Source organism: Allokutzneria sp. NRRL B-24872 (genome assembly GCF_002155965.1).
Lineage (GTDB): Bacteria > Actinomycetota > Actinomycetes > Mycobacteriales > Pseudonocardiaceae > Allokutzneria.
In genome coordinates this window covers 1-13,273 of record NZ_MUMH01000063.1, presented here as the reverse complement: position 1 = coordinate 13,273, position 13,273 = coordinate 1, and the positions used below count along the sequence as shown (strand labels likewise).

Sequence of the window (13,273 nt, the reverse complement as noted above, 5' to 3'; positions counted from 1 at the left end):
CTGTAAGGCCCAGGGGCACGCGCAAGGGGCCCCCAGGTCAAGCCGACCCCACGCAACAACCCCGCGAACCCAACAAAACCGGGAAGCCCAGCCGTACCCCGCAACCAAAGAGCTACAAAAACCCCCTACAACCGCCGAACATCCCACACCCACACGCCACCGACGAAAACCCCGTCCCGCCCCAACAACGCCGCCACAGCGGGCCCCACCAACCCGCTCTTCTCCTCCGGCGTCAAAACCACGACATCCGCCTGCCAATACCGCAAATCCTCCACGGCCGCCGCGCGGTCCGCGTCCGTGATCTCGACCCCACCTTCACGAACCCGGGCCAACAAATCCGACGTCTTCCGCCGCACAGCGCCGTAGATCCCGATCCGGTCCTCGGCGGGGCCCACGAAATATCCTTCGGCCAGCCGGAAACCCATTCCGGTCCTCGCCTGCCACGACAACGCTCGCGCATCCCCTGGATCGGGCAGCGGAGCAATCACGACAGAACCGTCGTCCACGTAATCGCGCCACATTCCGGAGGCGAAGAACTCCGGCGGGGCCGGGCGGCCGTTCGCGTCGAGGGGGGTCGGGGCGATCGGCAGCAGGACGGCGGTGATCATGCCGAACCAGAGGACGCGGTACCGGCCCAGGCCGGCGAGGTGGTCGGTGCCGTGCGCGAGCAGCAGGCCGATGAGCGGCACGCAGGCCATGGCGAAGCGCGACGGCAGCACGGACTCGAACAGCGGGAGCTGGCCGAGCAGCGCCCACGGGCCGGGCACGGTCTCGGTGCCGTGCACGACGACGACGGCGCCGAGGGAGAGCATCGCCATCACGGCGGTGGTCAGAGCGATCGTGCGCACCGTCAGCACGCGCCACAGCACGATCGCGATCACGATGACGAAGATGACCAGCGGCCAGCCGAAGAACGCGTTCTCCTCGGTGCGGTTCATGGACAGCGTCGCGGCCTCGTACTTGTTGCCCGCGACGGACTTGGTCGCGAAGGCGGTGAGCGCGGCGATGTCGTTGCCGCCGCCGTGGCGCAGCGACGAGTAGCTCTGCGGCCCGAAGAACTGCCACCACAACGGCACGGAGCAGATCACGACGGACAGTCCGGCCGCGACGCCGAAGCCCTTCGCCAGGGGCACCACCATCGCACGCACCTCGGAGAACTTGACCGCGGTGTGCACGAGCAGGGCGATCGCGAGCGTGACCACGCACAGCAGCAGCGGCTCCTCGCCGATGAAGATCTGGTAGGTGATCAGCAGGCCGAGGATCACGCCGTCGCGGATCGGCCGGGTGCCCTTAGCGATGCGCAGCGCGCGCACGACGATGAACGGCAGCACGAACAGGGCGACGAAGTTCGGGTGCCCGTTGCCGTGCGAGATCACCGACGGCGCGAAGCCGCAGAACCCGCCGCCGATCAGCGCGCCCGACCACGAGTGGCCGAACTCCTTGCGCATCACGTGGAACCAGGCCCACGCCGTGCCCGCGAGCGAGCCGGTCAGCACGATCGTCCACGTGACGGTCGGCCCGAACAGCAGCGTGATCGGCGCGAGCGGCACGCCGAGGCCGAACACCGTGGTGTTGGCCATCATGTTCACGCCGAGCGGGTGGTTCTGCAGCTCGGAGTGCAACGGGTTGGCGAGCGAGGTCACCGCTTTCGCGCCCGCGGCGAGGAACCACTCGAACATGTTCTGGTCCTGGCCGCCGTTGACCAGGAAGTTGCTCCCCGGGCTGCGCCAGAGGTACAGGTACACGAAGAAGGCGAGCGCCAGGTAGACCAGCGGCGGGATGAAGCGGTGAAAGCGGCTCACACTCGGTAATACCGATCAGTTGCGGTGTTTCGTTGTGTGTCACTCGACACCTTGCGGGCCCCGATCCTAGTCGCCTCCCGGAAACCGGATGGACGACGGGCCGACGCGCCGCCGACCTGCACGGGAGCACCACCGCCGAGCAGCCACCGTCCGATGTGGACGATGTGGACGATGACACCGGAACAAGGGACGCGGAAACGATGCGCTACCGCGCCGAACCCCGCCGCAGCGCTACGCTCGACCGATGGCGACCTGGGACGACGTCCGCCGCATCGCACTCGCGCTCCCGGAGACGACCGAGCGCCCCACCTACGACAGCGCGCCCGCGTGGCGGGTCAAGGACAAGGCGTTCGCCTGGGAGCGCCCGCTGCGCCGAGGCGATCTCGAAGCGCTCGGCGACGCCGCGCCCACCGGGCCGATCCTCGGGGTGCGGGTGCCGGACCTCGGTGCCAAGGAGGCGCTGCTGGCGGAAGCGGACGGGCCGTGCTTCACCACGCCGCACTTCGACGGCCACGCGTCGGTGCTGGTACGGCTGGAGGCGATCGACGTGCCCGCGCTGGAGGAGCTGCTGACCGACGCGTGGCTGGGTCTCGCGCCGAAGCGGCTGGCGAAGCAGTTCTTGGACGACACCGGGGACGAAGCCCGCTGACACCCCCTCATTGGCCGCTTTCGCCGGGCGCGGCGGACGCGGGATGGTGGTCGGCGGACTCCGCCCGGCTCATCACGAGAACGGTTGCGCCATGCTCAGAGCACTGGACTTCCCCATCCCGTTCGCCCTGACCGTCAACCCGCACGTCGACACCGTCGCCGAGGACCACCCCGGCTGGGCGAGATCGATCGGCCTGCTGCCCCCGGCTGACTCCTGGTACGAGAGCTACGACGAGGCGGACGTCCCGGCGTTCGCCGCGCGCGCTGTCCCGGCCGCCGCGCCGGAGCGGCTGGACCTGGCGATGCGCGTGCTCGGCTGGGCGCTCGTCTGGCGCGACCAGCTGCCCCGCCTCGCCGCCGCCGATCCCCGGCTGGCCGTCGACCACGTCAAGGACCTCGTCGAGGCGTGCCACACCGAACGCGCCATGCGCGGCACGAGCCACGGCGTGTGCGTGTGGGCCGGGCTCTGGTCGGAGCTGCGCGAGGGCATGACGCGGGACTGGGCGGTTCGCGCCACCCGCTCGTTCACCGCCTCCGCCGTGTCCTACCTGCACGGCGGCCGACTGGACTTCGAGCTGGTGCCGGAGCTGCTGGAATCCTTGCTGGAGTGCGAGGTCCCGGTCACCGCGCACGACAGCCCGCAGCTGCGGAACCTGCGGTTGATCACCAGCAGGGCCACCGCGTGGTCGGCGTACGGGGCCGACGACCGGGAATCCGTCGACCGCGCCCGCGAGGACATGCGCGCCTTCGAGCGAGTCCGCGAGGACCTGCCGGAGATGATGGCGGGCCTGGGGTTGGACAAGCCGGAGATCGACGCGGTGGACCGCTACGTCACAGGACTTGGGTCCTGGACGCGCGGGCACCACGACTGGCAGCAGGCGCTTGCCCACCCGCAGTTGCCCGAGGCGACGAACCTCGTCACCCCGGGCTGCACGTGCCCCTGGGCTAGCTGATCTCGAACGGGGTGCGACGCCCGGGAGCCACCGGCATCCGGAAGCGAACCGTGTCGGTGGCTTGGCGCGCGGTCGTCTTCGCGCCAGCCACCGACACCGTGACCTCCTTGTCGCGCAAGGAGATCGGCAGCACGACCTCGATCTCGACCACTTCGGCGGCGAGCGCGCCCAGCTCTGCGCGCACGGCGTCGGACTGGTAGGAGACCGCGAGCAGACCGCCGTCCCAGCTCCACCCCTCGAAGGGCAGTGACGGCGCGATCCGCAGGCCGCGCGCGGTCGGCTCGATCCCGGCCAGCCACAACGCGGCGTTCAGCGGCTCAGAGTGCGCGAACAGGATCTGCACCGGCCACGCCTGCATGGAGAACCCGCCCGGCCACGACCAGGTCTCGCCGGGCCGGTCGGCGTTGGACGGCAGGTAGCTGTCCGGGCCGGACCACACGCCGAACCACGTCTCCGGGTAGGTCTCGGCGTGGTGGGCCAGGGTGTTCGCCAGGAACTCCGCCCACCCCCGATCAGGGTCCACAGTGGACAGACCCCAGGCCAGCGTCGAGTTGATCGCGTACCACTGACCGCCGCCGGCGGTGGGTGCGCGCCCCTCTCCGCCATCGGCGAAAACCCTGGCCGCCAAGGGGTCAGCGCACCTCGTGGTGATCTCCTCGACGAGCGTCGAAGCCCGCTCCTCGCCGAGGATGCCGGTGATCAGCGCCCACGGCTGCGGCTCCAGGAAGAGGTCGCGCGAGCCCACCTCGGTGGTGCTGGAGGTCCAACCGCGGTTGAGGTGCCGACCGCGCCAGCACGCGCGCACGGCCTCGGCGAAGCCTTCCGCGCGGGCACGGGCGTCGGCGGCGGTGGCGTGCTCGCCCGCGTACTCCGCCAGCTCGGCGAAGCGGCGCAGCACGTGCACGGCCATCGCGGTGTTGAGCGTGCTCTCGCCCTCTTCCCACACGCGGTCGATCGGCACGCCGGACTCCGTGACCACCATGTCGTTCCAGTCGCCGAGCCGGACCTTGATCAGCCCGTGCTCGCCGACCCCGACGTCGTTGAGCAGGTGGTGCACCGCGCGCAGGCAGTGCTCCCACACCGGCTCCGGCCGCGTGTACGGCGCGGGCCAGTACGACACGGACTGGCGCAGGAAGGCGCGGTCCCTGGTGGCCAGCACGTACTCGGAGACCAGCCACAGCAACCACATGTCGTTGTCGGACGGGCACCACAGCATGTGCTCCCACGAGCCGGTTCCCACCTCCGCGTAGGCGATCTCGCCCTCCGGGGTGGTCTCCGCCATGGTGAAGCGCAGCGCGTCGGCCGCGATCTCCGGGGCGAGCCAGACCTGCGACAACGCGTTCTGCATCGTGCTGCGCGGCCCGGCGTTGAAGCCGCCGAGGTACTGGTAGGCGCCGCCCTGCGACAACGTGTGCGCACGGAAGCCGTGGTGGTAGGTCGCGCCGGAGCGCAGGTAGTAGGCGCTCCACGCGAGTTCGCGCGACACCCACTCCTCGCGCCCGTAGTCCACCTTCGGCACGACGCCGCGCCACGCGTGCAACGTCGATTCGAACAGCGCGGCCGGATCATCGCCCAGTCGCTGGACCTCGTCCGCTGTCTCCTCGGGAGGCGTTGCGCCGTAACCGAATCCGAGCACCCGCTGCTCGCCGGGCGCCAGCTCGAAGTCGGTGGTGAGCAGGAAGGCCACGTCCTGCCCGCCACCGCCGGGGTGCGCCTGCCCCAACGGCTTCACCAGCCCGTCGGGGCACGCGCGGCCACCGTCGCCGAACACCGAGGCGCGCTCGGCGGTCCACCCGTCCACCGTCGTGCCGACCGGAACGCACACCACGTCTGGCTGCGTGCGAGCCGTCCTGCCGACCGGGAAGGGGATCTCGTAGGACAGTTTTCCCTTGGGGTGCCGCGCCAACAGCCCACCCACCGAGTCGTTCCAGTCGGCTCGGTAGCCGTTGTACGCCTGGGCCGAGGTGCGATCCCTGGCCTTCTCCGGGTTGAGCCCCACCGTGCCCAGGTCGAGGTTGTGCACCCAGACGTCCCAGTACTCGCCGTGCCGCAACCTCCGCGCGGTCCCGCCGAGGTTGCGCACGACCACGTACGAGCACAGCAGGCGACTCTCGCCGAACGGCGCGAACACCACGCGGTCCAGCTCGATGTCGTTGTGGCGCACCACAACGCGGAAGTAGCCGCAGCCGAAGACGCGGCGCACGACGGCTTCCTCCGGCAGGTCGGCGTAGAAGGTCGACCACACCGCGCCGTTGTCCTCGTCCCGCAGGTACGACACGCCGCCCGCGAACGCGCCGTCGCCCTCGCGGTGCTTGTTGATCCAGCGCGGACCCCGCTCGTGCGAGTACAGCTGGGTCCACCCGTCGTTCGTGGAGATGGCCACGATCCGGTCGTTGCCGAGCTGGTGCCAGTGCAGCCGGGACGGCCCGTGCAGCCGGGTGTCCCACTCCGCCCGAGGATCTGTGCGCTGGTCCAGGGTGTACTCGAAGGCGGGCAGCCCCGCGTCGTCCGTGGTCCAGTCACCGAAGATCCCGCCATGGCGCTCGGCGTCGTTCATCGAGTTCCCCTCCGGTAGCGGTCGTCGTTCACGTGGGTGGCAGTGCCACGAAACGGCCGGGGCACGTGCCGCTGAGAGTCTCGCGCACCGCCGCGATGAACGCCGCCGACGCGGGCTCCAGCGCGTGCGGCACACCTGGGATGTCGTGGAAGCACGCGCCGCCGTCGAGCCAGGTGGCCCGCGCCGGAACGTCCAGCGTGCTGCGGATCGTGGTGTAGCGCAACGGTCCTGGCGTGTCGTCGCCGGAGTTCAGCCGCGCCATGAACCGGCTCGTGTGGCACATCTGGCCGCCCCCGCTCTCCGGGAGCAGACACGCTTCCACGCTGCCGTACTGCGGCGAGCCCATGGACACGTACTGCTCCACGTGCCGCGCGCCGCCCATGAACTTGATGTAGTGCCTGGTCGACAGGCCACCCATGCTGTGGCCCACCACGTGCACGCGGCTGCGGTGCCGTGCCGCGACGCGATCGACGACCTCCGCCACCACGGCGGCGTTGACCAGGTTGTCCTGGCCGGGGAAGTCGATCATGTAGACGGGGTACCCCGCCTGGCGCAGCGAAACGTTCATCGCCAGGAAGGGCAGTGACGAGCTCATCCAGCCGTGCACCAGAACCACAGGGCTGTGGTGTCGCGCGCCGCGCTCCGGCGTGCCGGCGGTCGCCGACCCGGGGGTCAGCAAACCCATGAGCACCAACGTGATCAGCAGAATCCTCGGAATCCTCCACCCGGTCAAGCACATCCTCGTGCCCCCTCCGCCAAGGGAAGCTCACCTACTTATCAGTCGGTAAGCTGACGCGAGATCATGGTGCTCTGCGTGATCACACGTGCACAATGCGTGTCACCGGCACGGCCCATAGGACGGAGTTAGGGGGTCAACACGCGCACGCGGTTCGCAGAGTCGGCGCGAAGTGCCGCAACGCGTCGGCGAAGGCGGGCCGCCACACCGCCCAGTCGTGCCCGCCGTTGCTGATTCGCAACTCCGCCGTGACCCCGGGCCCGCGCCGCGCCGCGTTGTAGAGCGCGGCCGACTCGAAGTCGATGTCGTGGCGCGCTTCGGCCGGATCGGGGTTGGGCCACTCGTCGTCGCCGACCGCGACGTACAGGCGCGTCGGCATTTCCTTGCGCAGCAAGGGCAGCAGGCTCGGGTAGTTCAGCCGCCGGTAGACCTGCTCGTCGAAGAGCCGGTCCCCGGAGCCGTAGGCGCCGAACTCCCTGACGGAGGAGTCGGCAGGGGGAAGCGGCGTGTAGACGGCGGGCGAGAGCACCACCGCGTGGCCGAACTCGTCCTGGTGGGCCAGCGCGTAGCGGAGCGCGCCGGCCCCACCCATCGAATAGCCGCCGACCAGACGGCCGTCACGCTTCTGGACCGTCCTGTATGCACTGTCCACATGGGACACGAGGTCCCTGGTGAGCGCCGTTTCCACCGGACGGCCGCCGGTGTGCGCGGAGTCGACGTAGTAGCTCCCGCGCGAGCTCCACGGCGCGTCCGGCAGCACGGCCAGCACCGGCGGGATCTCACCGCGCGCGATCATGCGGTCCAGGTCCGGCTTCACCCGCGTCCATGCGCTCATCGAGTCCCCGCGCCCGTGCAGCAGGTACAGCACGGGAAAGCGCCGCGCCTCGTCCCGGTCGTAGCCGCGCGGCAGGTAGACCGTGTACTGGATGTCCGCACCGAGCGCGGGCGAACGCGCTGAGGCGGTGCGCAGTTCTCCCCCGCGAGGCGACTCGGCCGCCGCGCCGTGCACGGACGCCATCACCAGCAGGATCACCGCGATGCCCAGGGCACGGCGCACCAGTACCTCCGCAGGTCGGACTCAACCGGCGGGAAAGTCGAACCCGCTGCTGGTGTGGTTCGTCCCGATCCCGCGCACGATGTCGTAAGCGAAGCACGCCGCGAGCGCCAACGACCGCACCGGCTCGGGAACGTTCGGGCGCAGCCGAACCGAGTCCTGGCGCACCCGCCGCCCGTCCCGCTTGGTGATCGCGCCCGGCGTGAACGCCACGACCTCGTGCAACAGGCAGAGCTGGTGCCCGGCCGGATCGAGCAGCGCGTACACCCCGCGCCGCACGTGCCGCACCGACCCGAGCGCGACGCCGTCCGGCCTCGTCACGGTGACCGGTGGCCGTCCCACTCCCTTGTGAATGGACAGCAGCGGGTAACCCTGTTGCGCCACAACGAGATCGAACACCGTGCGCCCGGAGAACCCGGTGGCGCGCAGGAGCTTCCGCAGCGGGCGGAGCCGCTTGCGCTCGGTCACCGTCGCCAGCGGCGCGCCCTGCTCGCTGTAGACCGAGCACTCGTAGCGCGTGCTCCACAGGTGGCGCGACGCGCTCCACGGCTGCTCCACCAGCAATGCGTCAAAACCGTTCAGTGTCACCGAGACCCATTCCTCTCCACACCTCATCCTCCCAGCCGTCCCGTTTCGCGTTTTGGCTACTTGTTGTGATTTGGGAGCGCTCTCTTTCGCAACGCGTTGCCAAAACGCTCGGATGACGGCCGGGGCGGAGTGCCAGGTTACGGGGGCGCGAGGTGGTGGCGGACCAGATCGCAGAACTGCGCGGTCGCTGGGTGGGCGGGCGAGTCGGGCCAGGCGAGGTGGACGGTCACGGGGTCGGCGTCGGCCAGCGCGAGGTAGTGCACGCCGGGGTGCGGGTGGCTGTGGCTGGTGCCCTCGGTGGTCACGCCGATCGCCTCGCCGGTGGCGACCGTGGTGAGCCATTCGTAGACGCCGGGGACCTGGAAGACGTGGGGCCGCGCGGATTCCGGCCACAGCTCCGCTCCGGAGGTCGCCGCCGTCGAGCAGAGCACCACCGACTCGTCGACGAGGTCCGCCAAGCGCACGCTGCTCTGCGCGGTGAGCGGGTGGTACTCGGGCAACGCCACCACGCGCTCCTCGCGCATCAGTGCGAGCCGGGCGAACTCCCCGCCGGGTTCGGTGCGGAGGAACGCCACGTCGGCTTCCCCCCTGCGCAGAGCCCCTTCGGGATCGTCCACCCGCCGGACTTCGACCGGGACGTCTGGGCGTCGTTCGCGCCAAGCACGCAGCAGCGGCACGGTGTGCTTGCCGAGCATCGCCCAGGCGAACGCGGCGCGCAGCGGTCGTGGCGCGGCTTCGGCGGAGGCCTCGGTGAGCGCGTCGTCGAGCTGGTTGAGGATGCGGTGCGCGTGCTCCCACAAGCGTTTCCCGGCCGCCGTGAGCGCGAGGCTGCGCGTGGTCCGCTCGACCAGGCGCGTGCCGAGACGGCGCTCCAGCTGCTCCAATGTGCGCGAGAGCGCGGGCTGGCTGACCCGCAGCGCGGCGGCCGCGTCGGTGATCGTGCCTTCGTCGCCGATCGCCGCGAGCGCCCTCAGGTGCCGCACCTCCACATTCATAACCGCCAAGCATAAGCGCCGCGCAGACGGCATTTCACACCCGTCGCGCGCGCTCGTAGCTTCGACAGCCATGAGAATCCTGTTGATCGGCGCGACCGGCAAGCTCGGCGCGGCCGTGCACAAGACGCTGGCCAGGCGTGGGCACGACGTCCGCACGGTCGGCCGCAGCACCGGGGACCTGCGCCACGACATCACCGACCCCGCCGGAGTCGCGGCCCTGTACGCGGCGGTCGGCCGCGTCGACGCCGTGGTCAGCGCGGCCGGCGACGTGCCGTTCAAGCCGCTCGCGGACTTGGCACCCGAGGACTACCTGAACGCGTTCCACGGCAAGGTGCTCAGCCAGATCGACCTTGTGCGTCAGGGAATTCAGCACGTCGCCGAGCGCGGGTCCTTCACGTTGATCACCGGTGTGCTCAGCCGCGAGCCGATCCCGGCCGGAGCCGCGGCGTCCATGGCCAACGGCGCCGTCGAGGCGTTCGTGCGCGCGGCGGCCATCGAGATCGCGCCGCAGCGCGTCAACGCCGTGAGCCCGTCCGTGTTCACCGAGAGCCTCGCGGACTACGGCGACTTCTTCCCCGGCATGCCGCCCGTGAACCTCTCCGACGTGGCACAGGCCTACGTCCGCTCGGTGGAGGGCGCCCAGACCGGGCAGGTCTACGTGCCTTGAACGCCGTGAGCGCGGAGGCGGGCGAGGACGACCTCGACGGCGGCGGTGGGGGCGGGGCCGACGGGCAGCGCGGCGTGGATGATCCGGGTGAGCCCGGGAACGAGCGGCCGGACCACCACGCCGTCCCGCTCGTCCACGGCCAGCGCGGGCAGCGCCGCCACCGCCAGGCCGAGGCGCACCTGGTCGAGCAGCAGCGGGTAGCTGCCGAAGTGCCCGGCCACCTCGGGCTCGAACCCGGCTTGGCGGCACCGCCGGAGCACGAGCTCGGACAGGTAGCACGCGGGCCGGTCCATCGCCCACCGCTCCCCCGCCATCGACTCCAGCCGCAGTTCAGCGACCGAAGCGCTCGGATGTCCTTGCGGCAGAACGACAACGACCGGATCGCTACCCAGGCGCACGTACCGGACCTGCGCGTCGACCGGGAGCCAGCCATCGGCGAAGTCGTACACGATCGCGACGTCCACCTCACCGCGGCGCAGCATCCGCAGGCCGTCGTGCGGCTCCAGCTCGGTGACCGTGAGCCGCAGCCGGGGATGGCTCCGCCGGAGCTCGGCCGCGACGGGCAGCACGACCGCGCGCAGCGCGCTGGAGAAGGCCGCGACCCGCACGTCGCCAACGGGTTCGGTGCGCCGCGACGTCAGATCCGCCTCGGCCGCCTCGATGGAGCGCAGGATCTCCCGCGCGTGCGCCGCGAGCCGCACTCCGGCCGGGGTCAGGCTCACCCGGCGCCCGTGGTGCTCCAGCAGCGTCGCGCGCGCCTCCTGTTGCAGCACCGAGAGCTGCTGCGACACCGAGGACGGGCTCATCGCGAGCGCCTCGGCGACCGCGCGGATGGTGCCCAGGCTCTCCAGCTGGACCAGCAGGCGCAGGCGCCAGGGACTGAGCACGGGCACTCCGACCGATCGGTTTCTCCGAACAGGCTGAGCATAAATCATCGATGGACCCGCACGGTTGGCCCGACCTAGCGTGAACCGCATGGCAGACACGAGCTTCTGGGCGGACGTCGACCGGCACGTCCTGCGCTACGGCGGCGGTTTCACCCCGGAGATCATCGACCGGGCCGAGGGCAGTCACGTGATCACCGAGGACGGGCGGCGCGTGCTGGACTTCACCTCCGGGCAGATGAGCGCGATCCTCGGCCACTCGCACCCGGAGATCGTGGCCACCGTCCGCGAGGGCATCGGCAAGCTCGACCACCTCTACAGCGGCATGCTCTCCCGCCCGGTCGTGGACCTCTCCCGGCGGCTGGCCGAGACGCTGCCGGACCCGCTGGAGAAGGTGCTGCTGCTGTCAACCGGAGCGGAGTCCAACGAGGCCGCGATCCGCCTCGCCAAGCTCGTGACCGGCAAGTTCGAGATCGTCTCGGTCAGCCGCTCCTGGCACGGCATGACCCAGGCCGCGGTGAACGCCACGTACTCGGCTGGCAGGCGCGGCTACGGGCCGCCGGTGCCGGGCAACATCGCCATCCCCACGCCCAACCCCTACCGCCCGGACTTCGTCGACGCCGACGGCGAGCTGGACTGGCGGCGCCAGCTGGACTTCGCCTTCGACCTCGTCGACGCGCAGTCCGTCGGCAGCCTCGCCGCGTGCATCGTCGAGCCGATCATCAGCTCCGGCGGCCTGATCGTCCCGCCGGAGGGCTACTTCGCCGCGCTGCACGCGAAGTGCCGTGAGCGCGGGATGCTGCTCATCGCCGACGAGGCGCAGACCGGCCTGTGCCGCACCGGCGACTGGTACGCCTTCGAGCGCTCCGGCGTCGTCCCGGACATCCTCACGCTGTCCAAGACCCTCGGCGCCGGGCTGCCCCTCGCCGCGGTGATCACCAGCGCGGAGATCGAGGAGCGCGCGCACGAACGCGGCTACCTGTTCTTCACCACGCACGTCTCCGACCCGCTCGTCGCCGCGGTCGGCAACACCGTGCTCGACGTGCTGACCCGCGACGACATGGCCACCCGCGCCGCCGAGTCCGGCGCGCACCTGCGCGAAGGACTGGAGAAGCTGCGCGCCAAGCACGAGATCGTCGGCGACGTGCGCGGGCGCGGGCTGTTCCAGGGCCTGGAGCTGGTGCTGGACCGCGAGTCCAAGCGCGGCTCCGACGAGCTCGGCCGCTGGGTGACGCGCCGCTGCCTGGAGCTCGGACTGCACATGAACATCGTCCAGCTCCCCGGCATGGGCGGCGTTTTCCGCATCGCACCACCGCTGACGAGCACCGAGGAGGAGCTGTCGACGGGACTGGCCGTGCTCGACCGCGCGCTGGGCGAGGCTCCTGTCAGGGAGTTCGTCTAGGGTCGCGGCGTGCTGACCAACGACCGCGATTCGTCCCTGCCCGCGTTGTCCGTCAACCAAGCCAGGATTCTGCGTGTTCTCGTGAAGAGCACGATGACCAAGGCCGGGCACGAGGTGACCGTCCACGGTGATCACTTCACGGACTCCAGCGACTTCGTGTACGGCCTGGACTCGTTGTCCCGCAAGGTGAAGGACCTTCCGGTCAAGGACTGGCCCGCGGTCGTCGAGAGCCACGCCACGACGCTGCGGGCCACGGTGCAGGGCCCCGACGAGTTCGACGTGCCCACCGAGGACCTGCTGGAGCGCACCTACCTCCGGCTCTACGAGAACGCCTCGCTGCCCGACGTGGACTGGCTCAGCTACGGGTACGAGCCCTTCCCGGGGGTGACCGAACTGCTGGCGCTCGACCTGCCCGAGACCGTGGCGATGTTCAACGACGACCACGTGCGGCGGCACGGCCTCGAAACGCTGCGCGAGGCCGGTCTGCGCAACCTCAGGAAGGTGGTGGCCGACGACCACGCGGAGATCGACGGCATCCACCACCTCGTCGGGTCGGTGCACCTCGCCTCGACCGTGCTCGTGCTCGACGAGGTCGTCCGGCGCACGACCGGCGAGCAGGACCTGCCCAACGGCGTCCTCGTCGCGGTGCCCTGCCGCAACCGGCTGATGTACCACGTGCCGAGCGACCAGGACTTCCCCACGTCGTTGAACTCGATGATCCCGATGGCGGTCACCGTCCACAGCTCGTCGGTGGGGCCGCTCAGCCCGCACGTCTTCTGGTGGAACGACGGCGAGTTCCACCGACTGACCTTCGAGACCGACGACGGCGCCACCGTGGTCTACGTCGGCGACGAGTTCACCGAGGTCTTCAACCGCCTCATCCCCGGCTGACCCCCCCCCCCCCCCCCTCCCCCCGACCCGTTTCGTACTCCTAGCGGGAAAGTGAGCGCTCCCAAATCCCGCTACCGGTACGAAACGGGTGAGGTC

The 13,273-nt window shown here is 70.5% G+C and carries 12 protein-coding genes; 5 read left to right on the top strand and 7 right to left on the bottom strand.

The window, feature by feature from the left end:
• Positions 1 to 125: 125 nt before the first annotated feature.
• On the bottom strand, positions 126 to 1,802 hold the full coding sequence (locus tag CCN37_RS17055) for a hypothetical protein (RefSeq protein ID WP_086821767.1): 1,677 nt from the start codon (positions 1,800 to 1,802) through the stop codon (positions 126 to 128).
• A gap of 244 nt (positions 1,803 to 2,046) precedes the next feature.
• On the opposite strand from CCN37_RS17055, the gene CCN37_RS17050 reads away from it, so the two are divergent.
• Positions 2,047 to 2,451, top strand: a complete 405-nt coding sequence (locus CCN37_RS17050; protein WP_086821766.1) for an MmcQ/YjbR family DNA-binding protein — start codon at positions 2,047 to 2,049, stop codon at positions 2,449 to 2,451.
• A gap of 91 nt (positions 2,452 to 2,542) precedes the next feature.
• Complete coding sequence (locus CCN37_RS17045) at positions 2,543 to 3,403, top strand: hypothetical protein (protein ID WP_086821765.1); 861 nt, start codon at positions 2,543 to 2,545, stop codon at positions 3,401 to 3,403.
• On the opposite strand, the gene CCN37_RS17040 is transcribed toward CCN37_RS17045, so the two are convergent.
• From CCN37_RS17040 to CCN37_RS17020, 5 genes are all read right to left on the bottom strand, one after another.
• Positions 3,396 to 5,960, bottom strand: a complete 2,565-nt coding sequence (locus CCN37_RS17040; RefSeq protein WP_086821764.1) for a GH36-type glycosyl hydrolase domain-containing protein — start codon at positions 5,958 to 5,960, stop codon at positions 3,396 to 3,398. The two genes, CCN37_RS17045 and CCN37_RS17040, sit on opposite strands and share 8 nt — an antisense overlap.
• A gap of 28 nt (positions 5,961 to 5,988) precedes the next feature.
• Positions 5,989 to 6,645, bottom strand: coding sequence for an alpha/beta fold hydrolase (locus CCN37_RS17035; RefSeq protein ID WP_168200707.1), 657 nt, complete (start codon positions 6,643 to 6,645; stop codon positions 5,989 to 5,991).
• A gap of 187 nt (positions 6,646 to 6,832) precedes the next feature.
• Positions 6,833 to 7,753, bottom strand: coding sequence for an esterase family protein (locus CCN37_RS17030; RefSeq protein WP_210408079.1), 921 nt, complete (start codon positions 7,751 to 7,753; stop codon positions 6,833 to 6,835).
• Positions 7,754 to 7,774: 21 nt separating this feature from the next.
• Positions 7,775 to 8,338 (bottom strand): hypothetical protein, encoded by a 564-nt coding sequence (locus tag CCN37_RS17025; RefSeq protein WP_143261650.1) that lies wholly within the window; start codon positions 8,336 to 8,338, stop codon positions 7,775 to 7,777.
• Positions 8,339 to 8,475: 137 nt separating this feature from the next.
• The gene (locus CCN37_RS17020) at positions 8,476 to 9,333 is read right to left on the bottom strand and encodes a LysR family transcriptional regulator (protein ID WP_086821761.1); all 858 of its coding nucleotides are present in this window, start codon (positions 9,331 to 9,333) and stop codon (positions 8,476 to 8,478) included.
• Between the two features lie 70 nt (positions 9,334 to 9,403).
• Between CCN37_RS17020 and CCN37_RS17015 the strand changes: the two genes are divergently transcribed.
• A complete protein-coding gene (locus tag CCN37_RS17015) occupies positions 9,404 to 10,000 on the top strand; it encodes a short chain dehydrogenase (RefSeq protein ID WP_086821760.1) in 597 nt (198 codons plus the stop codon).
• On the opposite strand, the gene CCN37_RS17010 is transcribed toward CCN37_RS17015, so the two are convergent.
• On the bottom strand, positions 9,988 to 10,887 hold the full coding sequence (locus CCN37_RS17010; protein ID WP_246843094.1) for a LysR substrate-binding domain-containing protein: 900 nt from the start codon (positions 10,885 to 10,887) through the stop codon (positions 9,988 to 9,990). The two genes, CCN37_RS17015 and CCN37_RS17010, sit on opposite strands and share 13 nt — an antisense overlap.
• A gap of 88 nt (positions 10,888 to 10,975) precedes the next feature.
• Between CCN37_RS17010 and CCN37_RS17005 the strand changes: the two genes are divergently transcribed.
• Positions 10,976 to 12,286 carry an aspartate aminotransferase family protein gene (locus CCN37_RS17005; RefSeq protein ID WP_086821781.1) on the top strand — a complete coding sequence of 437 codons (1,311 nt, stop codon included), beginning with the start codon at positions 10,976 to 10,978 and terminating at the stop codon, positions 12,284 to 12,286.
• A 9-nt stretch (positions 12,287 to 12,295) separates the two neighbouring features.
• Entirely contained in the window at positions 12,296 to 13,177 is an 882-nt protein-coding gene (locus CCN37_RS17000) for a hypothetical protein (RefSeq protein WP_086821758.1), read from the top strand.
• Positions 13,178 to 13,273 lie beyond the last annotated feature (96 nt).

What these genes read in the sequence shown, in the direction of transcription:
- CCN37_RS17050 (WP_086821766.1), top strand. Translation starts at nt 2,047, where the DNA reads ATGGCGACCTGGGACGACGTCCGCCGCATCGCACTCGCGCTCCCGGAG.
- CCN37_RS17045 (WP_086821765.1), top strand. Translation starts at nt 2,543, where the DNA reads ATGCTCAGAGCACTGGACTTCCCCATCCCGTTCGCCCTGACCGTCAAC.
- CCN37_RS17040 (WP_086821764.1), bottom strand. Translation starts at nt 5,960, where the DNA reads ATGAACGACGCCGAGCGCCATGGCGGGATCTTCGGTGACTGGACCACG.
- CCN37_RS17035 (WP_168200707.1), bottom strand. Translation starts at nt 6,645, where the DNA reads ATGGGTTTGCTGACCCCCGGGTCGGCGACCGCCGGCACGCCGGAGCGC.
- CCN37_RS17020 (WP_086821761.1), bottom strand. Translation starts at nt 9,333, where the DNA reads ATGAATGTGGAGGTGCGGCACCTGAGGGCGCTCGCGGCGATCGGCGAC.
- CCN37_RS17015 (WP_086821760.1), top strand. Translation starts at nt 9,404, where the DNA reads ATGAGAATCCTGTTGATCGGCGCGACCGGCAAGCTCGGCGCGGCCGTG.
- CCN37_RS17005 (WP_086821781.1), top strand. Translation starts at nt 10,976, where the DNA reads ATGGCAGACACGAGCTTCTGGGCGGACGTCGACCGGCACGTCCTGCGC.